Source organism: Anderseniella sp. Alg231-50, assembly GCF_900149695.1.
GTDB lineage: Bacteria > Pseudomonadota > Alphaproteobacteria > Rhizobiales > Aestuariivirgaceae > Anderseniella.
Map to the genome: position 1 here is coordinate 835,883 of NZ_LT703003.1, position 23,528 is coordinate 859,410.

General features: G+C 60.9%; 17 protein-coding genes. 5 read left to right on the forward strand and 12 right to left on the reverse strand.

Going from position 1 to position 23,528, the window contains the following annotated elements:
* Window positions 1-5 precede the first annotated feature (5 nt).
* A complete protein-coding gene (locus DHN55_RS04035; RefSeq protein ID WP_108880087.1) occupies window positions 6-1,175 on the forward strand; it encodes an efflux RND transporter periplasmic adaptor subunit in 1,170 nt (389 codons plus the stop codon).
* 7 nt (window positions 1,176-1,182) lie between these two features.
* Complete coding sequence (locus DHN55_RS04040; protein ID WP_108880088.1) at window positions 1,183-4,320, forward strand: efflux RND transporter permease subunit; 3,138 nt, start codon at window positions 1,183-1,185, stop codon at window positions 4,318-4,320.
* Here DHN55_RS04040 and DHN55_RS04045 read toward each other — a convergent pair.
* The 5 genes from DHN55_RS04045 to DHN55_RS04065 are packed head-to-tail and all read right to left on the reverse strand — an operon-like array spanning window position 4,317 to window position 11,338.
* Window positions 4,317-5,582, reverse strand: coding sequence for an aminotransferase class III-fold pyridoxal phosphate-dependent enzyme (locus DHN55_RS04045; RefSeq protein WP_108880089.1), 1,266 nt, complete (start codon window positions 5,580-5,582; stop codon window positions 4,317-4,319). The two genes, DHN55_RS04040 and DHN55_RS04045, sit on opposite strands and share 4 nt — an antisense overlap.
* Window positions 5,583-5,592: 10 nt before the next feature.
* Complete coding sequence (locus tag DHN55_RS04050; protein WP_108880090.1) at window positions 5,593-6,696, reverse strand: enolase C-terminal domain-like protein; 1,104 nt, start codon at window positions 6,694-6,696, stop codon at window positions 5,593-5,595.
* A gap of 6 nt (window positions 6,697-6,702) precedes the next feature.
* Window positions 6,703-7,809, reverse strand: a complete 1,107-nt coding sequence (locus tag DHN55_RS04055) for an enolase C-terminal domain-like protein (protein WP_108880091.1) — start codon at window positions 7,807-7,809, stop codon at window positions 6,703-6,705.
* On the reverse strand, window positions 7,806-8,891 hold the full coding sequence (locus DHN55_RS04060) for an alcohol dehydrogenase family protein (RefSeq protein ID WP_337659904.1): 1,086 nt from the start codon (window positions 8,889-8,891) through the stop codon (window positions 7,806-7,808). Before DHN55_RS04060 ends, DHN55_RS04055 begins: the two co-directional genes overlap by 4 nt.
* On the reverse strand, window positions 8,888-11,338 hold the full coding sequence (locus DHN55_RS04065; RefSeq protein ID WP_108880092.1) for an FAD-dependent oxidoreductase: 2,451 nt from the start codon (window positions 11,336-11,338) through the stop codon (window positions 8,888-8,890). The genes DHN55_RS04060 and DHN55_RS04065 overlap by 4 nt, the downstream gene beginning before the upstream one ends.
* Before the next feature lie 69 nt (window positions 11,339-11,407).
* Here DHN55_RS04065 and DHN55_RS04070 point away from each other — a divergent pair, with 69 nt between their 5' ends.
* From DHN55_RS04070 to DHN55_RS04080, 3 genes are read left to right on the forward strand one after another with little or no spacing between them, the layout of a single operon-like run.
* On the forward strand, window positions 11,408-12,319 hold the full coding sequence (locus DHN55_RS04070) for an SIS domain-containing protein (protein ID WP_108881691.1): 912 nt from the start codon (window positions 11,408-11,410) through the stop codon (window positions 12,317-12,319).
* A 2-nt stretch (window positions 12,320-12,321) separates the two neighbouring features.
* Window positions 12,322-13,413 (forward strand): SRPBCC family protein, encoded by a 1,092-nt coding sequence (locus tag DHN55_RS04075; protein WP_108880093.1) that lies wholly within the window; start codon window positions 12,322-12,324, stop codon window positions 13,411-13,413.
* Window positions 13,406-13,786: a carboxymuconolactone decarboxylase family protein gene (locus tag DHN55_RS04080; protein WP_108880094.1), complete on the forward strand. Its 381-nt coding sequence runs from the start codon at window positions 13,406-13,408 to the stop codon at window positions 13,784-13,786. The genes DHN55_RS04075 and DHN55_RS04080 overlap by 8 nt, the downstream gene beginning before the upstream one ends.
* A gap of 1 nt (window position 13,787) precedes the next feature.
* Here the strand turns inward: DHN55_RS04080 and DHN55_RS04085 are convergent, their stop codons facing one another.
* The 7 genes from DHN55_RS04085 to DHN55_RS04115 all read right to left on the reverse strand — a co-directional run bounded on the left by DHN55_RS04085 (window position 13,788) and on the right by DHN55_RS04115 (window position 23,471).
* Entirely contained in the window at window positions 13,788-15,527 is a 1,740-nt protein-coding gene (locus DHN55_RS04085; protein WP_108880095.1) for a dipeptide ABC transporter ATP-binding protein, read from the reverse strand.
* Window positions 15,524-16,465, reverse strand: a complete 942-nt coding sequence (locus DHN55_RS04090; RefSeq protein ID WP_108880096.1) for an ABC transporter permease subunit — start codon at window positions 16,463-16,465, stop codon at window positions 15,524-15,526. Before DHN55_RS04090 ends, DHN55_RS04085 begins: the two co-directional genes overlap by 4 nt.
* A gap of 16 nt (window positions 16,466-16,481) precedes the next feature.
* Window positions 16,482-17,462 (reverse strand): ABC transporter permease subunit, encoded by a 981-nt coding sequence (locus DHN55_RS04095; RefSeq protein ID WP_108880097.1) that lies wholly within the window; start codon window positions 17,460-17,462, stop codon window positions 16,482-16,484.
* 92 nt (window positions 17,463-17,554) lie between these two features.
* Window positions 17,555-19,153, reverse strand: a complete 1,599-nt coding sequence (locus tag DHN55_RS04100; RefSeq protein ID WP_108880098.1) for an ABC transporter substrate-binding protein — start codon at window positions 19,151-19,153, stop codon at window positions 17,555-17,557.
* A gap of 103 nt (window positions 19,154-19,256) precedes the next feature.
* Window positions 19,257-20,507, reverse strand: coding sequence for an amidohydrolase family protein (locus tag DHN55_RS04105; protein WP_108880099.1), 1,251 nt, complete (start codon window positions 20,505-20,507; stop codon window positions 19,257-19,259).
* 20 nt (window positions 20,508-20,527) lie between these two features.
* A complete protein-coding gene (locus DHN55_RS04110; protein WP_108880100.1) occupies window positions 20,528-21,700 on the reverse strand; it encodes an amidohydrolase in 1,173 nt (390 codons plus the stop codon).
* 100 nt (window positions 21,701-21,800) lie between these two features.
* On the reverse strand, window positions 21,801-23,471 hold the full coding sequence (locus DHN55_RS04115; RefSeq protein WP_108880101.1) for a thiamine pyrophosphate-dependent enzyme: 1,671 nt from the start codon (window positions 23,469-23,471) through the stop codon (window positions 21,801-21,803).
* Window positions 23,472-23,528: the final 57 nt, after the last annotated feature.

Genomic DNA, 23,528 nt, shown 5'->3' on the forward strand with positions numbered 1-23,528 from the left:
CGCTCGTGAGTGACCTGCAGAACTATACCGGGAACGAACCCGAGAGCAAATCGACCGGACTTGGACGCAAGCTTGTGCGTGGCCTGGTGATTGGAAGCACGGCGCTGGTGATTGCCGCTACGACTGCCGGCGGCATAGCAGCGCTGCAGTATCGTGCGTCTACCGAAGCGCAGCCACTGCAACACCCGCCGCTTGCGGTTACGACATTGCCGGTCAGGATGCAGGAGCAGTACGTAACGCAGACCCGCTATGTCGGACGGCTGGAACCGGCACGCCAGACCAGCCTTGCCTTTGAGCTGGCAGGCCTGGTTCTCACCATCAGCGTGGACGAAGGCTCGAAAGTTCGCACCGGTGATGTCATTGCACAACTGGACACGGACAGGCTGAAGGCCGACCGCAAACGGCTGCAGGCACGCAAGCGCGAACTGGAAGCAGAACGCACACTGGCGCGACTGACGCTGAAACGCCAGTCGAACCTGCGCAAGAAAGGCTTCAGCCCGCAGCAGAGCGAAGACGAGGCAACCGCCAGTGTCGATCGCATAACGGCTTCCATTGACCAGGTCACGGCCCAGATGGACCTGGTGGACATCGACATCAGAAAGTCCGTTCTGACCGCCCCTTTCGACGGAGTGGTGGGCACACGCAATATCGATGACGGCAGTGTCATCACGGCCGGAACAGCGGTTGTCTCGCTGCTTGAGACCGGCAAACCGCAGGCCCGTATCGGCCTGCCGCCGGATGTGGCCCGGTCGCTTGATCGAAACGCCCGATACCGGATCGAGACCGATGCGGGGCCGGTTTCCGCCCGCCTGTCGTCAATGAGGCCGGACCTGCAAACGGCCACCCAGACGGTGCCCGTGCTGTTCGATATGGTTACTTCAAATGGCGCAGCCTTCCAGCAGATCGTTACACTCAACGTGGAAACACCGGTGCGCGAACGCGGAACCTGGCTGCCGCTTGCCGCCCTGAAAGAAGGTCACAAGGGCTTGTGGTCTGTTCTTGTGGTTGCAGCTCAGGACGGGCAGGCAAAAGTCCAGACTGAAGCGGTGGAGGTGCTGCACATCGAAGGCGAAAGGGCATATGTCCGCGGCACGCTCAGGGCCAATGCACAAGTGGTGTCCAAAGGAGGCCACAGGGTTGTGTCAGGCCAACTTGTAGCGCTGACCGGGAGCTGACACCGCCATGTCCACCCTGCTGTACCGCAATCGGCGTGTGTTTGCCCTGGTCGTCGTGATGATGCTGGCCACCGGATTGTCAGCCCTGCTGACCATCGGGCGCCAGGAAGACCCGACAATAACCAACCTGTTTGCCACTGTGGTAACGCCATATCCCGGCGCTGATCCATCGCGCGTTGAGGCGCTGGTTACCGAGAAGATCGAAACCGAACTGAAGGAAATCCCTGAAATTGCAGAGATTACCTCGGTTTCGAGATCCGGCATATCTGTGGTTCAGGTGGAATTGTCACAATTCATCTCAGATGAAAAGATCGAGCAGAGCTGGTCGGAAATCCGCGATGCGCTGTCCGATGCCGCGCGCGAGTTTCCGCAAGGTGCCACGCAACCCGAATTCGACAATGACCGCACCGGTGCGTTCACCGCAATCTTCGCGCTGCAGCCGGTTATTCCGGACGACACCAAGATTGCCATTGTCCAGCGTATCGGCGAGGCACTGCAGGACCGTTTGCGAGGTGTCTCCGGCACCAAGCTGGTGGAAATCTACGGCGCCAGCCCGGAAGAGATAACCGTCACCATCGACACCCAGCGACTGACGGCGCTCGGCCTGACCGCAAGTGCCGTTTCAGACGCCATATCGCAGGCTGACACCAAGGTTCGGGCAGGCCAGGTGCGCGGCAAAGCCATGGACCTGCTGATCGAGGTGGCGGGTGAGATCAAGGCGCTGGACCGTATCCTTGCCATCCCCGTCAAGACCGGGGAACAGGGCCTGCTGGTCAAGGTCGGCGACGTCGCGAAAGTCACCCGCGGCCTGCGCCGGCCGACCACAAGCATCGCCATCATCGACGGCAATCCCGGCATCCTGGTGGCTGCACGCATGGAAGACGATCTGCAGGTCGACGCATGGTCGGCGCGCATATCGACAGCCGCGCAGGAGTTCTCCGAAACCTTGCCGGCGGGCATGAAGCTGGAACAATTGTTTGACCAGGCGCAGTACACGTCGGACCGCCTGTCCGGCGTGCTGCAGAACATGGCGATCGGCACGTCGCTGGTCATTGCCGTGCTGTTCTTCACCCTGGGCTGGCGCGCCGCCTTCATCGTGGCCATGGTGATCCCGTTTGCCACCATCGTTTCGATTGCCGGTCTGCAGGCTGCGGGCATTCCGATCCACCAGATGTCGATCACCGGCCTGATCGTTGCCCTGGGGCTGCTGGTCGACGGTGCCATCGTCATGACAGACGAAGTGCGCAAGCGGTTGCAGGCAGGCGCGGATAAACTCGAAGCTGTCGACAAGGCGGTCAGGCGCCTGACGATCCCGCTGATTGCGTCCACCGCAACCACCGTGTTTGCTTTCATGCCGATGGCCCTGTTACCGGGCCCGGCCGGCGACTTTGTCGGCTCGATCGCGCTGGCGGTGATCATCATGCTGGTGGTGTCACTGGGCCTCGCCCTCACCTTTACCCCGGCGCTGGCCGGCTGGATGCTGCCTGCGGGCGCAAACGGCGAGACGCGGCGCGGATTTGCAGGCGGCATGTCGTTCGGCCCGATTGGCCGGATGTTTGCCAGCATCTTGCGGACAGCCCTGCGCCATCCAGGCCTCGCGATCGCCGCCTCACTGATGTTGCCGGTGATCGGGTTCGGATCGTTTCAGACGCTGAAACCGCAGTTCTTCCCCGGCGTGGACCGCAATCAGTTCTATGTCCAGGTCAAGCTTGCCGACGGCACCGCCATTTCAGAAACGCAACAGGTTGCCCGCAAGGTCGAGCGGGTCATCAAGGCGGAGACGCAAGTCAGCGAAGTGACCTGGGTTGTCGGGGAGAGTGCGCCTGCGTTTTACTACAACATGATCGGCAACCAGGACGGGGTTTCAAGCTTTGCCGAAGCGCTGGTCACCACCACGTCACCACAGGCAACCGAAGCAATGCTGGACCGGCTGCAGAAGAACCTGGATGGGGCAGCGCCGGAGGCCCGGGTGATCGTGCGCGGCCTGGTCCAGGGCCCGCCGGTCAATGCGCCCGTTGAAATCCGCATTGTCGGCCAGAACCTGGCAACCCTGCGCGAATTGGGTGAACAGGTACAGCTCATCATGCAGCAGGTGCCGGGCATCATGATCACCCGCACCGAAATCGGCGCCGGTGCACCCAAGCTCAAGGTGGAACTGTCGGAAGAAAAGGTTCGCCTTGCCGGCATGACACTCGGCCAGGTGGCACAGCAACTGGAGGCCCGGCTTGAAGGCACGACCGGCGGTTCGATCATCGAAGCCAGCGAAGAGCTCCCCGTCCGGGTGCGCGCCAGCGACAGTGGGCGCGGATCGGTTGACGCCATCGCGAGTCTCGACCTGAGCATGCCGCAGACCGGCCAGAACATTGCCGGCATCCCGATGGACGCGCTTGGCGAGATGAAGGTGGTGCCGTCGGAAACCGCCATCCACCGGCGCAACGGCGAACGCATCAACACCATCCAGGGCTTTGTCGAGCGCAATGTACTGCCCGAGCAGGCTTTGCAGACGGTGCAGCGGCGCATCGCCGACAGCGGCCTGTCGCTGCCGCCGGGCTACCGGCTGGAACTGGGCGGGGATTCCGATGCGCGCGATGAAACCCTGCGCAATTTGCTGGGTCCGCTCGGCCTGATCATCGCGCTTACCGTTGCCGCCATCTTCCTGACATTCGGTTCCTACCGGCTGTCGCTTGTCGCGGGCCTGGTTTCCATCATGTCGATGGGGCTGAGCCTGCTGGCGCTGGCGATATTCCAGTACCCGTTCGGCATCCAGGCGGTGATCGGCGTCATCGGGTCAATCGGCGTATCGATAAATGCGGCAATCATCATCCTGACGGCGCTGCAGGCAAACGCCGGTGCCATGCGCGGCGAGATCAGCGAAATGGTTGCCGTCGTGACCGGACAGAGCCGTCATATCGTGTCGACGACGCTGACCACGTTCGGCGGTTTCCTGCCGCTGATCCTGGAAGGCGGCGGGTTCTGGCCGCCGTTCGCCATGGCCATCGCCGGCGGGGTGCTGCTGTCGACGGTGGTGTCGTTCTTCTTCGTGCCACCGGCGTTTGCGCTGCTGACCAGATACGGCCGGCTGCCCGGCGCTGCGTCATCTGCAGAACAGCCCGACCCCGTCCCGGCGGCAGTACCTGCGACCTAGTCCAACCTGACTGCCGCATACGAAATGGCGTCGACGGTCTGCTCGATGTCGGCCTCCGTCAGGGCCAGGCACGGATACAGCTTGCCGGGTGACTTGAAGATGCCCTTGTCGCGCAGCAGCTTGTTGAAGCGCAGGTTGCGGGCGGCATCTGCCTTGTACACGTCGCGATAGTCCTTGATTTTCGTTGATGTAAACAGCACGTCGAACAGGGTCGGGTCGCCGACGATCTGGTGATCAAAACCGGCCTTGCCGAGATGTTCGGAAATGGCGTCCATCAGTGTCTTGCCGAGCGCGCGCAGTTTGTCGTACTGGCCGGGGCGGCGCAGGATTTCCATGGTCTTCATGCCGGCAACCGCCGCAATGGGGTTGCCGCTCAGCGTGCCGAGCTGCATCAGGAACCCGTCGGCGCCGACCTTGGCCTTGTCGAAATGCGCCATGATGCCGGCCTTGCCGGCAATGGCGGCCAGCGGGAAGCCGCCGCCGATGATCTTGCCGAGCGTGCACACATCCGGGGTGACACCGTAAAGCTCCTGGGCACCGCCATAGGCGAAGCGGAAGCCGGTGACGATCTCGTCGAACACCAGCACGATGCCGTGCCTGTCGCATTCCTCGCGCAGCGCCTGCAGGAAGCCCGGCGCCGGCGGAATGACCCGTTGCAGCGGCTCCACGATGATGCCGGCGATCTCATGACCGTGCTCTGCGATCAGCGAGCGGGCAAACTCGATGTCGTTGAACGGCGCCACCAGCATCTCATCGCGCACGCCGGATGGAATACCGGCGGAATCCGGCACGGCGAGCGGGAAATTGGTGAGCTTGTCCGGCGCCAGGCTCATCTGGGCTTCGGCCGACATGCCGTGATAACCGCCTTCGAACTTCATGATCTTGTCACGACCGGTAAAGGCGCGCGCCAGCCGCATGGCGTACATGTCGGCCTCGCCACCGGAGGTCACATACCGGACCTGCTCGCCGCACGCCATGGCATCGCAAATCTGTTCCGCCAGTTCGATGCCGGCGGCATTGTTGGCAAAGAACGTCAGGCCTTTTGGCAGTTGCTCCTGCACTGCTTCAAGCACTTCCGGGTGACCGTGGCCCAGCAGCATCGGACCTGAACCGATCAGGTAGTCGACATACTCGTTGCCGTCTTCATCCCAGACCCTGGAGCCCCTGCCCTCGCGAATGATGATGCCGGGATCGAAGTTGCCGAAACCGCCTGCCGGCAGTACGGCATTGGCCCGGTCAATCCAGCTGGTTTGCGACTTCATGATGATACTCCTAGTTCAAACGGGCTACAGGCGTCCCCATGCGGTCGGGATCAGGCGCCACCCCAAGACCTATACCTTCAGGCGGGGCAATACGGCCATCTTTCCGCACCGGGACGGTTTCGTCCAGCCTTGGTGATACATAACCTGACAGGTCGCAGACATTCAGCAGGCTGGCCGGGACTGTCGATACGCCAAGATGCAACAGGGCTGCTGTCGTAACATCCGAGCCCCAGGTGTCTTCAACACACATTTTCGCACCCAGGTGCAGGCACAGGTCACGCGCCCGGCGCGAGGCACTCAGGCCGCCGAACTTGGACAGCTTGATCGCCACGGCATCCATGCACGCCAGTTCATGAGCCTCAAGCAGGGACGCGATATCGTGGGCGCATTCATCCATTTTCATGGGCAGGCCGGTGGCGGAGCGGACCGCGGCGCAGTCTGCTATGGTCCGGCATGGCTGTTCGAGCATGATGTCGAGATGGGCAACGGCGCGCCCGACCCTGGTTGCATCCAGGCGCGACGCGCCACAGTTCCAGTCGCCATAGAGCAGCGGCCCGTCGCCGACGGCTTCACGCACCTTTATCAGGCGTTCGACATCCGCGCGCCAGTCGGCATCCGCCCCCAGCTTGGCCTGGAACTGCCGGATGCCGGTCTTATGCGCCTCGCGCGCCATGCGGGCCATGTCGTCGGGTGACACGCAGGTTATGGAGTGATAGAGCGGCATGGTCTCTTGCCGAGCGCCACCCAGCAGGGCATGCAACGGCAGGCCCGCTGCCTGTGCCGTCAGGTCCCAAAGAGCAGTATCGACGGCGGACTTGGCGTAGTCGTGGCCGGGCAGGTAGGCATCAATCCGGTCCATGAGCGCTTCCGGCCCGACCGGGTCGGCGCCGAGAATAACCGGCGCCAGTTCCGCAAGTGCCGGAGCCACGCCGCGCGCATAGGCCGGCAGGTAATGCGGGATCGGGCACACCTCGCCCCAGCCGGAAAGCCCGGTATCGGTCTGAAGCCGCACAATGGCGGTTTCCACCGTGTCACAAGCCTTGCCGTCGGCCATGTAATAGGTCTCGTGACTGGTCAGCGGCACCAGCCACACCGTGATGGCGGTTATCTTCATCGCACCCTACTCATACACTGCCACCGGATCGCCGAGTATGGCCTCGTCCGGATCGCAACCGAGCCCGGGCGTGTCATCGACGGTCAGAATGCCGTTCTCGGTGCGGCAGCCCCGGCCCGGCGCCACGTCCACCGTCAGCATGTCCTGGCACGACCAGGAGGCGCGGATAAACTCTTCAGGGATCGACTGGGCCAGGTGGGCCGCTTCGGTGTCTGCCATCACCGAGCCGCCGGTGGCCATCACGAAAATCTGGATGCCGTGGGCCAGCGCCACGTCGCGCATGCGCCTGGCCTTGGTCAGGCCACCGACCCGGTTGAGCTTGATACCGAAGACCTCGGCGATACCGTCACGGGCGATACGGCAGGCGTCCTGCAGCGTCACCAGGGTTTCATCGACGCTGATCGGTGACGTGGTCAGTTTTCGAATTTCCGCGATGTCGTCGAGCGTCTCGCCGGGTTGCTCGAAGGTCACGCCGAGGTCGGCAACCGCGTTCATGACGATGTTGGCTTCGCGCCGGGTCCAGGCCCGGTTAACGTCATAGAGCACGACCTCGCCGGGTCTGCGGTTGGCCTCGATATGGCGGATGCGCTCGATGTCCGCATCGACATTGCCGCCGACCTTGGCCGAATGCGCCACATAGCCCTGTTCGCGATACCTGTTGATGATGCCCATCATGTAATCCGGGTCGCCCGATGATACGGATGATGCCGCCGGTGTGCCGGTATCGCGCTTGCCACCGAGCAGGTCGGCGATGGGCAGGCCGCATGCCTTGCCCATGATGTCCCAGCAGGCCAGGTCCACCGGCGCCTTGGCATAGAGATGGCCGGGCAGGCACAGGTCCATGGCCCGCTCGACAAGCTCCACCTGGCGCGGATCCCGGCCCAGGATGACAGGGGCCATGGTCTCCATCCCGGCGCGGATGCCGGGCCCGTGCGCGGGCACATAGGTGTGCCCCCAGGGTGTGCCTTCACCCCAACCGGTCAGACCGGCATCGGTTTCAAGCTTGACGAAGGTGGCATCGAGCACCTCGAACTTGAGCCGGCCTCCCGACAGCCAGTACGGGTCAGCCAACGGCAGGTCCTTCTGGAAGACTGAGATGCGGGTGATTTTCATATGATGGTGACCACGATATTGCCGGTGTGTTTCTTGTCGATGAAGGCCTGCTGGGCATCGTGAAGCTGTTCCAGCGGGTACGTTGCCGCAAGCGCCGGTTTCACTTCGCCACGCTCAATGTAGCCGACCAGATCGGCAAACACGCCGGGCGGAACGATGGTGGCACCGGTAAAGGTCAGGTCGCGCAGATAGAATGTGCGCAGATCCATTTCCACCATGGGTCCGGCAATGGCACCGGCGCAGGTGTAGCGCCCGCCCCGGTCGAGCGCGTCAATCAGTTGCGGCCAGTAGCTGCCGCCGACAACATCCGCCACCACGCTGACGGTGTCGCGGCCAATGGCCTGCTTCAGGGCCTGTTTCAGATTGCCAGGCGCGCGGTCCAGTATGGCATGGGGCTCGAAGCCGGATACCGCATCGTGCTTGGATCTACTGGCCATGGCGATGCTTGTCGCCCCACGCCGGTTGGCGAGCTGGATCAGCGCTGAACCGACACCACCGGATGCGCCGGAAATGAGAACTGTGTCACCTTCCGCAACATTGGCACGGTTGAGCATGTTCTCTGCTGTGATCCAGGAGGTGGCAAATGTCGCCAGTTCCGCATCGGAAAGGTCGCTGTTGACCGGGTGGACATAGCGCTCGTCAATTTTCAAATACTCGGCATATCCACCGTCGCATTCGGACCCGAAATAACCTATTTTTGACAAGTTGAGCGGGTCATCCCAATCGCGCAACCATGTCTCAATCAACACCCGCTTGCCGATCAGACTGTCAGACCCGGCAATGACGGTGCCGCAGACATCGGCGCCCTGGATACGCGGGAACGTGATCGGTGCGCCACCCCACGTGGCATCGTCGTCGTCGGCGCTGTCGAAGGCACCCCCGGTTGTGTTCTCACTGACACCCTTGGAGTACCACGCCGTGCGGGTGTTCACGTCGGTATTGTTGAGGCCGCAGGCATGCACCTTGACCAGCACCTCACCGGTGCCTGGAACCGGTACCGGCCAGTCGGTATGGTAGACGAGCTTGTCCATGTCGCCGTGGCCGGTGAGCACGAAGGCTTTCATTTTGTCAGGAATGTTCATTGGGCTGGCTCCAGTGCGGCATCGGTTCGAGGTAACAGGCTGTGCGGATCATAAGCCGGTTCACCCATCACACACGCGGGACGCGGTTCGCCGGCAATGACCACTTCCAGCCTGGTGCCGGGCTCGGCGGCCTGCGGTTTGATATAGGCAAATGCCAGAATTTTCCCGACCGTATGACCATAGGCGACGGACGCAGTCGAGCCGACGACCTGGCCCTCGTGCAGCACGGCTTCGCCGCCATTGCCGTCCCAGACGCCATCCGGCTCGATGGCGATATAGGCGCACACCCAGGGCAGCGGCCTGTCGAGACTATCCTGCGTCTGCTGCCTGCCGAAGAACTGCTTTTCCATTTTGACAAAACGCATGACACCGGCTTCCGGCAAGGTCACTTCATTGGTCAGTTCGCCTGCGCCCTGGAACATCTTTTCCATGCGCAGGATGTTCATGGCGAACGAACCGTAGTCTGCCAGTCCGTGCGCTTCACCTGCGGTACACAACGCGTCATAGATGCCCGGCATGACGTCGCGGGGACCGTGAAACTCCCAGCCTAGTTCTCCCGCGTAGGACATGCGGAATGCCCACACGGTGTGTCCGGCAATGTCGATCTCACGCGCCGACATCCAGCGGAACCTGGCATTGTCCAGCGGGGTATCAGTGCAGGCTGACAGGATATCGCGTGACCTTGGCCCGTTGAGTGTCAGGGCCGCCCAGCCATCGGACCGGTTGGTGATCTGCAGGTCCTCGTCGTCACGATGCCGTGCGAGATGATCCAGCAGGCGCTGTTCGAAGAAGGCGGCACACACCAGGTAGAAGCGGTCTTCAGCAAGACGCACGATGGTCAGTTCAATCTCGATGCGGCCACGGCGGTTGAGCAGGTGGGTCAGCGCGATACCGCCTGTGTTCTTCGGCAGGCGGTTCGGCGCCAGGCCGTCAAGGAAGCGTTCCGCATCCGCACCGGACACTTCGACCTTGGTGAAACCGGTGATGTCCATGATACCGGCACGCTCACGCACCGCTTTTACTTCCGCCGCCAGCAGGTCATGGATTTCGGTGCGCCGGAAGGAGTAGTAGTCACGCTGTTCGATGCCACCGGTTGCGAACCAGCGCGGGCGCTCATGACCATAGACCTCCTCATACACCGCGCCCCTGGCCTTCAGTTTTTCATAAAGCGGGCCGGGCTTTACCGGCCGGCCGGTCGGCCGGTTGAAATGCGGGAACGGGATTTCGTGGCGCAGGCAGTAGTCCTCCTTTGCCTTGACCACCTGCCAGTCCTTGCCGGCATAGGCGCCGAAGCGGCGCGGATCGTATTCGCGCATGGAGATGTCCGCAGCGCCATGCACCATCCAGCGAGCCAGTTCACGCGACAGGCCGGGCCCCCAGCCGATGCCGATCTGGGTGCCGCAGCAGCACCAGTAGTTTTTGACGTCCGGTGCCGGACCGATCAGCGGATTGCCGTCGGGGGGATGCGAGATGGCGCCGTGCACTTCGCGCTTGATACCCAGTTCGGCGAAGACCGGCATGCGGCCCATGGCGTTTTCCAGCCATGGCATGATGCGGTCATAGTCGGCGGCAAACAGCTCGTTTTCGGCTTCCCACGGGCAATGATCTTCCCACACCGTATTGGGATTTTCCTTTTCATAGATACCGATCAGGCCGGACTTCTGCTCCATGCGGATATAGCCGGATACCAGTTTGTCGTCACGGATGACCGGCAGCTCTCTCTCAAGCTCCAGGAACTCCGGCACCGTGTCGGTGACCAGGTAGTGATGGGTCATCGAGGTCATCGGCAGTTGCAGGCCTGACCACTCCCCCATCTGCCGGGCATAGGTGCCGCCTGCATTGACGACATGCTCACAGACAATATCGCCGTGTTCCGTCGACACTTTCCATTCACCACCCGGCAATTGCACTATGTCGGTGGCGCGGCAGTGGCGGATGATCTTCGCACCCAGCCTGCGGGCGCCTGCCGCCATGGCCTGGGTAACGCCTGAAGGATCGACATGGCCGTCATCCGGCGTGTACAGCGCACCGATGACACCGTCGAGATTGTAGAACGGGTGCAGTTCGGCGATCCTGGCCGGACCGACCAGCTCGATATTGAAGCCCAGAGAGCGTCCGACAGACAGTGTCTGGCGCAGCCAGTCCATCTCGTCTTCGGTGTAGGCCAGCCTGAACGACCCGCAGCCATGCCAGGTCACCGAATGGCCGGTCTCCGCCTCCAGCTTCCCGGCGTACAGGCCGATATTGTAATCGACACACTTGCCGAGACCGAAGCTGGACGTGGAGTGGGTGATCTGGCCGGCGGCGTGCCAGGTGGAGCCCGACGTCAGTTCAGCCTTTTCCAGCAGGACAATGTCGCTCCAGCCCTCATGGGCCAGGTGATAGGCAATGCCGCAGCCCATGACGCCACCACCAACGATCACTACCCGGGCATGAGACGGCACCATTGATTTTCACTCCGGCAGAGTTGTTTTGCGATGGACAACAGCTATCGTACAATTGTACACTCGTCAATCATGAATGATATAAACGTACCATTATCCGACCAATTCGCTCCGCCTGACCTTCTCGGCAGGCTGACCACGGAACTTGCCAGCCTGACGCCGGAAGTGCGCAAGGCGGCTACCTTCGTGCTGGAAAACCCCAACGAAGTGGGCGTCAGCTCGATACGTGAAATCGCCACGGCAGCGGATGTAAAACCCAACACGCTGGTGCGCATGGCCAGGGTCCTGGGCTTTGACGGCTATGAGGATTTCCGCGAACCGTTTCGCGATGAGATCAGGCGCGGCACCGCCAGTTTTCCCGACCGGGCGCGCTGGCTGCAGTCGATCAGCCAGTCCGGCAAGCTGGGCAGCCTGTACGCCGACATGGTCAATTCCGCCCTGCGCAACATCGAGGAGACTTTCGCCGGCATCGACGAGACGGCGCTCAAGTCAGCCGCCGACGACATCTGGGCATCGCGGCAGGTGTTTGTGCTGGGTGTCGGGGTCAACAATTCAAACGCCCGCAACTTCACCTACCTGGCATCGACCGGCATGGAACAGTTCCACCCGATTCCGAAGCCCGGCAGCACGGCCGTCGATGACCTGGCGCGCGCCGATGACCGCGACGTGCTGATCGCGATCACCTGCAAGCCGTATCGCAGCGAGGTGGTCGAGGCGGTTCGCATTGCGCGCGAACAGGGACTGACCATTGTCGGCATGTCAGACAGCCCGGCCTCGCCGATCGTCGCCGGATCGCAGCACGGTTTCGTGGTGGCCGCCGACACGCCGCAGTTCTTCCCGTCATCGGTGTCAACCATCGCGCTGCTGGAGACGCTTCTGTCATTCGTCATCGCATCTGCCGACAGCGAGATTGTCGGGCGCGTCAAGAAATTCCACGAACGCCGTCACGAGCTGGGCATTTACGTGGAGGAGGAGGCAGGCTGACCATGTCCGGCAAGTCAAACCCCACCAGATCGCTTGATGCGCGCTACTACACCGATCCGGAGGTCTTCCGGATCGAAACTCAAGGCCTGTTCAAGCGCACCTGGCAATTTGCCGGGCACGTCTCCCAGGTGGAGAATACCGGTGATTATTTCACCTTCTCGATGGCGGGTGAAAACCTGTTCTGCATAAGAGGCAAGGACGGTGCGATAAATGCCTACTACAATGTCTGCCAGCATCGCGCCCATGAACTCGTAACCGGCGAAGGAAATACCCGGCTGGTGGTGTGTCCCTATCATGCCTGGACTTACGAGCTGTCCGGCCAGTTGCGGTCAGGGCCGAACATCCAGTCGGTGCCCGGTTTTGACCGCTCGGACATCTGTCTGACAACGGTGCGCATCGAGGAGTTCTGCGGCTTTCTGTTCGCCAATCTCGACCCGGACGCGGAACCGATGGACGCGTGGTTTCCCGATGTGCGCGAACAGCTTGCCGCATTCGTTCCCCATCATGGCAGGCTGAAACATGTCGAATGGGTGGAGATTCCCGAAAACTGCAACTGGAAAGTGTCCATAGAAAATTATTCCGAATGCTATCACTGCAAGCTCAATCACCAGACGTTTTCAACAGGTGTGGTGAAGCCGGAAACCTATGACATCCAGCCGCAAGGACATTGCCTGCGCCACACCACCGAATGCCAGAATCTCGACCGGATGAGCTATGCAATCGATTTGCAGGCGAACGAACACGCAGGCGAATACTCGTCGTGGTTCCTGTGGCCGATGTTCTCGTTCCAGGTCTATCCCGGCAATGTGCTCAACACCTACCACTGGCGCGCTGTTGACGCTGATCACGTGGTGGTCTGGCGCGGCTGGTACACGATCGACGGTGCGAAATCCGATGTGATCAGCAAGCTTGCCGTGCAGGATCGCGAAACAACGGTGGAAGAAGACATCCATCTGGTTGAATCGGTCCAGCGGGGTTTGAGATCATCGGGTTACCGGCCCGGCCCGCTGGTGGTCGATCCCGACTGCGGCGTCAATTCGGAGCACTCGGTCGAAAAACTTCAACAATGGATGCGGGAAGCAGTAGATGGATAAGACTTTATTTGAAAAGGGCCTGGCCAAGCGCAAGTCGACACTGGGCGACGAGTACGTGGAGAAAAACCTTGCCGCCGCGGATGATTTCAACCGGCCGTTCCAGGAGGCCATGACCGCCTGGTGCTGGGGCTTCGGCTGGGGCGACGAAACCATAGACGCAAAGACCCGCTCGATGATGAACCTCGCCATGATCGGCGCCCTGGGCAAGATGCACGAATGGGAAATCCATTGCCGCGGCGCCATCACCAACGGCGTCAGCGTTGAAGAGATTCGGGCCATTATCCATGTCATCTCGATTTATTGCGGCGTACCGCAAGGCGTTGAGTGCTTCCGGGTGGCCCGCAAGGTTCTTGAAGAGCTGGACCTGATCTAGGTCAGGCCTCCAGCTCGGGCATGCGGAAGCCGCGAAACTTCGGCATCAGCTTGAGCAGGTGCTTGGTGTAGTCGTGCTGCGGATCGGTAAACAGGGTTTCCGTCGGTGCAACCTCCAGTAACTGGCCATGACGCATGACGCCGACCCGGTCGCAGACCTGACGGATCACCGGCAGGTCATGGGAGATGAACAGCATGGTCAGGTTGAGTTCCGACTGCAGGTCCTTCAGCAGGTTCAGAACCTGGGCCTGGATCGATACATCAAGCGCTGATGTCGGTTCGTCGCAGATCAGGAACCGGGGCCGCGTGGCAAGGGCGCGGGCGATTGAAATGCGCTGGCGCTGGCCGCCGGAGAACTCGTGCGGAAACTTGCGTGCTGCCTGGGCGCCCAGGCCGACCACATCCAGCAGGTCATGCATGATCTGGCGGGCTTCCTGCTGGTCATAGGCCATTTTGTGGAAATGGATGGGCTCTTCGATGATGTCTTCCACCCGCATGCGCGGATTGAGCGATGAGAACGGATCCTGGAAGATCATCTGCATCTGACGGCGGAACGGCGCGGCTGCGGCACGGGATTCCAGTGCGGTCATGTCGGTACCGTCGAACGAGATGGTGCCGCCCGACGGCTTGTAAATGCCGGTGATCATCCGGGCGATCGTCGACTTGCCGGAGCCTGACTCGCCCACCAGTCCAAACACCTCGCCGGGCTGGATGGCGAACGACACATCTTTCACGGCATCGAGATACAACCGTCGCGAAGGAAACAGCGAGTGGCGCGTGATGAAGCGCATGTGCGCATCCTGCAACTCGACCAGGTTGCCGGTGAGCTTGTGCTCCTCGCGCGCCTTGCCGAGCCAGTGGGTGGCCAGGTTCAGGCCTTCAGGCCGCTCCTCGGCATCCTCGATATAGGTGACCAGCGGAAACCGCTTCAACCGCTTGTCCGGGCGCGGCACGGCGGAGATTAGGCTCTTGGTATAATCATGGGTTGGCTTTGACATGATCTGCTGCGTGGTGCCGGTTTCAACCACCCGGCCGCGATACATCACGGCCACCCGGTCGGCGGTTTCGGAAATCACGCCCATGTCGTGGGTGATCAGGATCATGCCGACCTGGCGGTCACGGCACAGCGCCTTCATCAGATCGAGAATCTGCGCCTGCACCGATACGTCCAGTGCCGTTGTCGGTTCATCGGCAATGACCAGTTCCGGATCGGCACACAGCGCCAGGGCAATCACCACGCGCTGGCGCATGCCGCCGGAGAACTGGTGCGGGTATTGCGCGATACGTACGTCGGGATCAGGAATTCCAACCTGGTCGAGCAGGTCAACCGCACGGGCACGGGCTTCGGCTTCGGCCAGGTTGAGATGACGCTGGATGGTGTCGACAAGCTGACGCTCAATGGTCTGCAGCGGGTCCAGCGAGGTCAGCGGATCCTGGAAGATCATGCCGATGCGGGCACCGCGTATCTTGCGCTGGGCAGCATCATCGAGATGGTCGATACGGTCGCCCTTCAGCAGGATGCTGCCTTCGGTCATTTCGCCGGGCGGTTCCAGCAGGCCGATCACCGCATTGCCGATGGTTGACTTGCCGGCGCCGGATTCACCGACAACACCGAGGATTTCACCCGGCTCGACCGTCAGGTCCAGCCGTTCAACGGCAACAACGTGACCGCGGCGGCTGGGAAACTCCACCCTCATGCCTTCAATGGTGAGCAGGCTGTTATGTTCCACGTCGGCCTTCATCTGAGTTTGGGGTTCAATGCGTCACGCAGCCAGTCGCCTAAAAGGTTGATGGCCAGCACCAGCAGCACCAGGGCTATGCCGGGGAAGATGGTGATCCACCATTCACCGGAAAACAGGAAGTCGTTGCCGATGCGGATCAGGGTGCCGAGCGACGGCGTCGTCGGCGGCACGCCGACACCGAGGAACGACAAGGTCGCTTCGGTAATGACCGCAATGGCCAAATGGATGGTGGCGATCACCAGGACCGGACCCATGACATTGGGCAGGATATGCCGCCACAGAATGATGAGCGGGCCAATGCCGATGACCCTGGCAGCCTGCACATATTCCTTGTTCTTTTCAACCAGTGTTGAGCCGCGGACGGTGCGTGCATACTGCACCCAGCCGGATATCCCGATGGCGAAGATCAGCACGTAAAACACCAGGTCCTGGTGCATTTCGCGCGGCAGCACGCCACGTGCGACACCGTCGATCAGCAGGGCAATCAGGATGGCCGGGAACGACAACTGAATATCGGCCACGCGCATGATGAAGGCGTCCAGCCGGCCACCGACATAACCGGAAATCAGGCCCAGCGAGATGCCGAGGATCATCGAAAATATGACCGACGCAAATCCGACAAACAGCGAGATCCGGGCGCCGAATATGATGGTTGAGAAAATATCACGGCCCTGATCATCGGTGCCGAGCCAGAACCGCGGATCACTGCCTTCCATCCAGGCCGGCGGCAGGCTGGCATCCATGATGGAAATCGAAGCCAGGTCAAACGGATTATGCGGCGCAATCCAGTTGGCGAATAACGCAGACACGAAAAACAGGATGGTCAAAATGGCGGATACAATAGTCACCGGTGAGCGGCGGAAGCTGTACCACAGGTCACTGTCAAGCGCCCGGGCAAGCCAGCTCTTCTGAATGTTTTGTGCCGTTGTGTCAGTCATTGCCGCCCCCAAATCCTCAGTGCCCGCCGGCGCTGTCAACGCGCAGGCGAGGATCAACGACCACATAGAGCATGTCGACGATCAGGTTGATCACCACGAAGAAAAACGCAATCAGCACCAGGTAGGCCGCCATGATGGGAATATCGACATTGCCCACCGCCTGAATGAACAGCAGCCCCATGCCCGGCCACTGGAACACGCTTTCGGTGATGATGGCGAACGCAATGATCGATCCCAGTTGCAGGCCGGTGATGGTGATCACCGGCACCATGGTGTTTTTCAGCGCCACAACGAAGTTCACATAACGCTCCGCCAGGCCGCGGGCACGGGCGAATTTCACGAAATCGGTGCGCATGACTTCCAGCATTTCAGAGCGCACCAGCCGCATGATCAGTGTCATCTGGAAAAGCGCAAGCGTAATGGACGGCATGATCAGCGATTTGAGGCCGGACGCCGTCAGCAGCCCGGTCGACCACCAACCGAGCTGAACCACATCGCCGCGCCCGAAAGTCGGCAGCCAGCGCAACACCACGCCGAACAGCAGGATCAGCAATATGCCGATCAGGAATGTCGGCAGCGATATGCCGACCAGCGACAACGTCATGAAGGAATGCGACAGCCAGCTGTTTCGCCGGATGGCCGTATAGACGCCCATGGGGATACCGATGGCCATGGCCAGAAACGCAGATACGATCGAAAGCTCAAGCGTTGCCGGCAGGCGTTCGGCGATCAAGTCGGATACCGGCCTGCGATGCTGGTATGAGAAGCCAAAATTGCCCTGGGCGGCATTGACGGCAAACCGGCCGAACTGAACAATGAAGCTGTCATTCAGGCCAAGCTTCTCCTTCAGTTCCACGCGCTCTTCCAGGGATGTGTCCTGGCCAACCATATTGTTGATCGGGTCACCTACATAGCGAAACAGCGAAAAGGCGATCAGCCCCACAGTCAGCATGACCAGGATTGACTGCACGAGCCGTTTTGCAATGAAGGTAAGCATAAGATCCAATCACACTGAATGCGTATTATGGACCGGACCATCCGTCAGATGAGCTGATGGATGGTCCGGCCGGGATTGTAGGTGATCAGTGGTTACTTCTTGACCACTGCGTAGCGCAGATCGAACTGGTTGTCGGGGCGCTGGACCACCTCAACCTTGTCCGACACACCCCATGACAGCGGCTGCTGGTGCAGCGGAATGTGACCGACTTCGTCCTGGTGGAGCTTGAACACCTCGTCGATCATTGCCTGACGCTTTGCCTGATCTGTTTCAGACTGGATCTTGGCAGTCAGTTCATTGATCTTCGGATTGCAGTAGCCGCCGAGATTGAACGAACCGATCTTGTCTTCACCACCACGGCAGGCGATGAGCGACGAGATCACGTTATGGCTGTCAAAGGTCGACGGTGTCCAGCCGAGCAGGAAGAAGCTCGTGTCATAACCGTTCTGGGCAAGCACCTTGCCGAAATATTTCGACTTGGTCTGGGCCAAGAGGTTCACCTTGACGTTGATCTTGGCCAGCATGGCGGCCGATGCCTGGCAGATCTGCTCGTCGTTGACATAACGATCATTCGGGCAGTCCATGGTGACTTCAAAGCCGTCGGCATAGCCTGCCTCTTCCATCAGCTTCTTGGCAGCTTCGACATCATAGGCCGGACGGGCGTTCATGGCTTCGCTGTAGCCATTGATCTGTGGCGCCACCATCAGACCTGCCGGGATGGACGCACCGCGCATCACCTTCTGCTGGATGGCGTCGACGTTGATCGCATGCATGAACGCCTTGCGCACACGCACGTCCTTGAACGGGTTCTTGCCCTTGATGTTTGACGTTGTCAGCTCATCGCGCAGCTGGTCGAAGCCGAGGAAGATGGTACGGGCTTCCGGACCTGCCAGCGGCTTCACGCCTTCAGCGCTTTCAAGCCGCTTCCAGTCCTGCACCGGCATCGGATAGGCGAGATCGACATTGCCTGAAATCAGCGCTGCCACCCGGGTTGCATCCTGGGCAATCGGGGTAAAGATCGCCTCGGTGACATTGGACTTCATATCCTTGTCCCAATAGTCGGGATTACGGGTCAACACGGTTTTGACGCCGGTCTGGCGCGACTTGACGATAAACGGGCCGGTGCCGTTGGCGTTCAGATTGGCATGGTTGCCTTCGTCGCCGCCCTTCACATTGGTGGCTTCAGTGGCCTTGTTCTCCTCGGCCCACTGCTTGTCCATGATGTAGAAGATTTCAAACTGGTTCGGCAGGATCGGATTTGGCGTCGGGGTGATGATGTCGACCGTCAGGTCATCAACAGCCTTGGCCTCCTTGATCAGGGCCGCCACCACTTTCATGTCGGAGCCTTCGGTGTTCAGCCGGTTGACCGAGAACACCACGTCTTCAGCGGTCAGGTCATTACCATTGTGGAACTTGACACCGGGACGCAGTTTGAAGCGCCACACGGTCGGCTCGATGTTCTCCCAGCTTTCGGCCAGCGCGCCGACGATTTCCATCTTATCGTTGCGCTTGACCAGGCCTTCATAAATGTTGCCCTGGAAACCAAGTGTCAGCGTTTCAAAAAGCCCGTGCGGGTCAAGCGTCTGGGCGTCGCCCTGGAATGCCCACCTGAACGTTTCGGCATTTGCCGCGCTCGCCCCGGCCACAATCGTTGTGCCCACCAGCAATGCTTTAAGTGTTTTACCTAACATGGTCTTTTTCTACTCCCTGTTGCTAACCATTTTTAGTTTGATCGAAGCCTACCCCTAAAGCGACACAATCTGCAATTGCGGACTTGAGGATTTGAATTCTTGCTTAAGCTGCCGCCATCTCGTCCTTGAAAATCATGCCATCACGCATCACCAGCGGGATGTGCGCCCCGTCGCCTTCCAGCACGCCGATATCATCCAGCGGGTTGCCGTCGACCACGATAAGGTCTGCCTTGAAACCCGCCTTCAACTGGCCCAGCTCTGTATCCTGCCTGAGTATTTCCGCATTGGTCATCGTTGCCGATTTGATGGCACCATGGTTGCCCATCACCGATGCCTTCAGTGAAAACTCGTCGGACTGGTATTTGTGCAAAGGTCCCAGAAGATCGCTGCCGTGGCCGATTTTCACGCCGGCGTTCCTGCTGATTTCAACGGCACGCATGCCGGCGTCGACGATTTCACCCAGCTTCTGCATGGACACTTCCGGCATGCCGAAGTCGGCGCCGTGCTTGTTCATGGCAAAGTAGGTAATGCTGGTCGGCACATGATAGACGTCGTTTTCAGCCATCAAATTCGCCGCTTCTTCGTCGATCAGGTTGCCGTGCTCGACACAGCGCACGCCGCACTCGACCACCCGCTTGATTGCATGGGGGGTGTAGGCATGGGCGGTCGCGTAGGTATGCCAGGCGTCGCACTCCTCGACGATGGCGCACATTTCATCTACCGAATACTGGGTGTTCTGGATCGGGTCGGTGGGCGATGCAACACCGCCACCAGCCATGATCTTGAGCTGGTGGGCGCCCTTGCGCAGTTCATCACGTGCGGCCCGGCGGCACTCGTCGACACCGTCTGCGATGCGGCCGAGCTGCTGGGCGGAAACCTGGCAGGCGCAGGTGATGACTGTGGACACTTCCGTGGGCGCGCGAAAATCGCAATGGCCGCCGGTCTGCGACAGGGCCAGGCCCGACACGAACAGGCGCGGACCGACAATCAGGTTGTGATCCACCGCGTCGGCCATGCCGCGGTCGGCGCCGGCGGCATCGCGAACCGAGGTGAAGCCGCGCATCAGCATCGCCTTCATGATCTGCGCGGCGCTGGCGATGAGATAGGTGACCGGCACGTCGTTGAGACGGCCCAGGTTGAGCATGGTCGCCTTGACGTGGACATGGGCGTCAATCAGGCCAGGCATCAAAGTCTTGCCCTTCAGGTCGATTTCCTGCGCGCCCGAAGGCGCGGTCAGCGGCTTGTCCGATATCTCCTTGATGCGGTCGTCTTCGACCAGCACGTCAAAGCCTTCGCGGGCTTCATCAACAGTGCCGTCAACCAGTGTGGCATTGCGAAACAGGATACTGCCCATCAGCCCCAGCTCCCTATGTTTTAGTTGCCTGCCGGCATGGCCGTTTCTACCAGTCGGGCCCAGTATGAGCAGCCGATGGGAATGATCTCGTCGTTGAAGTCATATTCAGGATGATGCAACCCGGCACTGTCGCCCTGGCCGACAAAAATGAAGGCACCGGGCCGGGCTTCCAGCATGAACGAGAAGTCCTCGCCACCCATCACCGGCGGTGTATTCTCGTCGACATTGCCGGCACCGACAACCTGGCGGGCCACGGACGCCGCGAAGGCGGTCTCTTCTGGATGATTCACGGTCACCGGGTAATTGCGTGCGTAATTCAGCTCGACCTTGGCTTCAAACGCCGCGCCGATATGTTCGCAGACCGCTTTCATACGCTCTTCCGCCAGGTCACGAACCTCGGGTTTGAGCGTGCGCACGGTACCGCTCATGCGGGCGGTCTGAGGGATCACATTATCTGCATCGCCCAGGTGTATCTGGGTCGTCGAGATGACCATGCTTTCGATCGGATCGGTGTTGCGCGACACGATGGACTGGAAACCGTTGACGATCTGGGCCACCACGATGGCCGGGTCGATACAGCCGTTGGGGCGCGCTGCATGGCCGCCTTTGCCTTCGATGTCGACGGAGAAAAAGTCGGCCGATGCCATCAGGCCACCGGGACGAATGGCAAACTGGCCCACCGGCAGGTCGGGCATATTGTGCATGCCGAACACCTGCTGGACGTTGAAGCGGTCCATCATGCCTTCGTCGACCATTTCGCGGCCACCGCCGCCACCTTCTTCGGCCGGCTGGAAGATGACGATTGCAGTGCCGTCGAAGTTGCGCGTCTCGGAAAGATACTTGGCCGCGCCCAGTAGCATGGACGTATGCCCGTCATGGCCGCAGGCATGCATGGCACCGTCAATGGTGGACTTGTGCTCCAGGTCGCGGATCTCCTGGATCGGCAGGGCGTCCATGTCGGCACGCAGGCCGATCACCCTGCCGGAGTTGTTGGTATTGCCGTGAATGACGCCGACAACGCCGGTGCGGCCGATGCCGGTGACGATTTCGTCTACGCCGAACTCTTTCAGCTTGTCCGCCACGATGCCGGCAGTGCGATGCACATCAAACAGGATTTCCGGGTTGGCGTGCAGGTCCCGGCGCCAGGCGGTGATCTCATCATGAAAGTCGGCAAAACGATTGACGGTAGGCATAAATTTCTCCGGAGTTTCAACAGGACGCGAAGACTGCGCAAGTTTTGAGATAAGATCAACACACAGATTTATGAATTCCGCTGCATGGTGGTTATGCGGACTATTTTCCATCCCTCACCTTGATCCCGGCCGCACGCATTTGCGACAGGGTCTGGCGTGGCGACAGCGATTCCGCCGACACGTTCAGGTCGAGCACGGCACCGGTTTCAGACGCACAGGCGCGTTCGAACGCAGCAGCGAAGTCCGCCGTCGTCTCGACCCGCTCGCCGTGAAAGCCGTACGCCCGGGCCAGCATGGCAAAATCCGGGTTTTCGATCTCGGTGCCGGACACCCGCTCGGGATAGGTTTTTTCCTGGTGCATGCGGATGGTGCCGTAAGTGCCGTTGTTGACGATCAGGATGACCGGCTGGGCGTTTGCCTGGCGCGCCGAGCCGAGCTCCTGGCAGTTCATCTGGAAATCGCCGTCACCGGCAAAGCACACCACCAACCGGTCGCGGTGATTGACCTTGGCTGCAATGGCTGCCGGCACGCCATACCCCATCGAACCGCTTTGCGGCGCCACCAGGCGCTGCTTCGGCCCGTAGCGCAGGAAGCGGCCCGGCCAGGTGGCGAAATTGCCGGCACCGTTGGTGATGATCACGTCATCCGGCAACACCTCGCGCAGGTGCGCCATGACCGCGACCATGTCGACGGAACCGGGCTGGGCAGGCGCGTCCACATAGGCCAGGTATCCGGCACGAGCTTCCTCGCGCCAACCTGCCCAATCGCCGTTGACCGACAGTTTCTCGACCGCGCGGGAAAACTGGTTGGGGCCTGAATGGACCGGCACATGGGCTGCATAGATCTTGCCGATCTCGGCATCAGAGGCATGGGCATGCACGATGCGCTTGGCCGGGTTGGGAACATCCAGCAGGCTCCAGGCGTCGGCGACCATTTCGCCGAAGCGGATGTTGACCGCGATGATCAGGTCAGCCTCGACAATCAATTGCCGGGTCTGCGGGAACATGCCGACACCGGCATCACCGGCATAGACATCCGACAGGTTGTCGATCAGGTCCTGCGAGCGGAATGTCACCAGGACCGGAATGTCGCTGGCCTCGGCAAAGCTTTGCAGTGCGCGCGCGCCGTCATCGGACCAGCCGCTGCCGCCGGCGATGATCAATGGCTTTTTGGCATTTGACAGCTCGTGCTCAAGCGCCGTGATGGCTTCCGGCGCGGGTGCGGCTTCGGGAATGAGGACCGGGGCGCACGGTGCAACATCGGTGAGGCTGGTCAGCATGTCTTCCGGCAGCGCGACGACCACAGGTCCGGGCCTGCCCGACAGGGCCGTTGCCCAGGCGCGCGACACCAGTTCCGGGATGCGCTCGACCTGGTCGATTTCAACCGCCCACTTGGCCACCGAGCCGTGAAACTGGCGATAGTTGATTTCCTGGAATGCCTCGCGGTCACGCTGGTCGGTGCCGACCTGGCCGACGAACAGGATCATTGGCGAGGAATCCTGCCGGGCCGTGTGCACGCCGATGGAGGCATTGGTGGCGCCGGGCCCGCGGGTCACCATGCAAATGCCCGGCTCGCCGGTGAGCTTGCCATGGGCAGCGGCCATGAAACCGGCGCCGCCTTCATTGCGGCATAACACGAAATCCAGTGCGCCTTTAGTGTCGTGCAGTGCGTCAAGCACCGCCAGGTAGCTTTCGCCCGGCACCCCGTAAGCGGTCTTTGCGCCGAGCGCTTTCAGGCACGCGACCAGCAGCTGGCCCCCGTTTCTTGTCATGTGAAGTAACCCTTGCCAGTTTTATCCCGTGGTGGTTGTCAGGCCCGACGGGCAATC

What these genes read in the sequence shown, in the direction of transcription:
- DHN55_RS04085 (WP_108880095.1), bottom strand. Translation starts at nt 15,527, where the DNA reads ATGAAGGCCGACGTGGAACATAACAGCCTGCTCACCATTGAAGGCATG.
- DHN55_RS04060 (WP_337659904.1), bottom strand. Translation starts at nt 8,891, where the DNA reads ATGAACATTCCTGACAAAATGAAAGCCTTCGTGCTCACCGGCCACGGC.
- DHN55_RS04075 (WP_108880093.1), top strand. Translation starts at nt 12,322, where the DNA reads ATGTCCGGCAAGTCAAACCCCACCAGATCGCTTGATGCGCGCTACTAC.
- DHN55_RS04105 (WP_108880099.1), bottom strand. Translation starts at nt 20,507, where the DNA reads ATGGGCAGTATCCTGTTTCGCAATGCCACACTGGTTGACGGCACTGTT.
- DHN55_RS04070 (WP_108881691.1), top strand. Translation starts at nt 11,408, where the DNA reads ATGAATGATATAAACGTACCATTATCCGACCAATTCGCTCCGCCTGAC.
- DHN55_RS04050 (WP_108880090.1), bottom strand. Translation starts at nt 6,696, where the DNA reads ATGAAGATAACCGCCATCACGGTGTGGCTGGTGCCGCTGACCAGTCAC.
- DHN55_RS04100 (WP_108880098.1), bottom strand. Translation starts at nt 19,153, where the DNA reads ATGTTAGGTAAAACACTTAAAGCATTGCTGGTGGGCACAACGATTGTG.
- DHN55_RS04055 (WP_108880091.1), bottom strand. Translation starts at nt 7,809, where the DNA reads ATGAAAATCACCCGCATCTCAGTCTTCCAGAAGGACCTGCCGTTGGCT.
- DHN55_RS04045 (WP_108880089.1), bottom strand. Translation starts at nt 5,582, where the DNA reads ATGAAGTCGCAAACCAGCTGGATTGACCGGGCCAATGCCGTACTGCCG.
- DHN55_RS04095 (WP_108880097.1), bottom strand. Translation starts at nt 17,462, where the DNA reads ATGCTTACCTTCATTGCAAAACGGCTCGTGCAGTCAATCCTGGTCATG.
- DHN55_RS04115 (WP_108880101.1), bottom strand. Translation starts at nt 23,471, where the DNA reads ATGACAAGAAACGGGGGCCAGCTGCTGGTCGCGTGCCTGAAAGCGCTC.
- DHN55_RS04040 (WP_108880088.1), top strand. Translation starts at nt 1,183, where the DNA reads ATGTCCACCCTGCTGTACCGCAATCGGCGTGTGTTTGCCCTGGTCGTC.
- DHN55_RS04110 (WP_108880100.1), bottom strand. Translation starts at nt 21,700, where the DNA reads ATGCCTACCGTCAATCGTTTTGCCGACTTTCATGATGAGATCACCGCC.
- DHN55_RS04080 (WP_108880094.1), top strand. Translation starts at nt 13,406, where the DNA reads ATGGATAAGACTTTATTTGAAAAGGGCCTGGCCAAGCGCAAGTCGACA.
- DHN55_RS04065 (WP_108880092.1), bottom strand. Translation starts at nt 11,338, where the DNA reads ATGGTGCCGTCTCATGCCCGGGTAGTGATCGTTGGTGGTGGCGTCATG.
- DHN55_RS04090 (WP_108880096.1), bottom strand. Translation starts at nt 16,465, where the DNA reads ATGACTGACACAACGGCACAAAACATTCAGAAGAGCTGGCTTGCCCGG.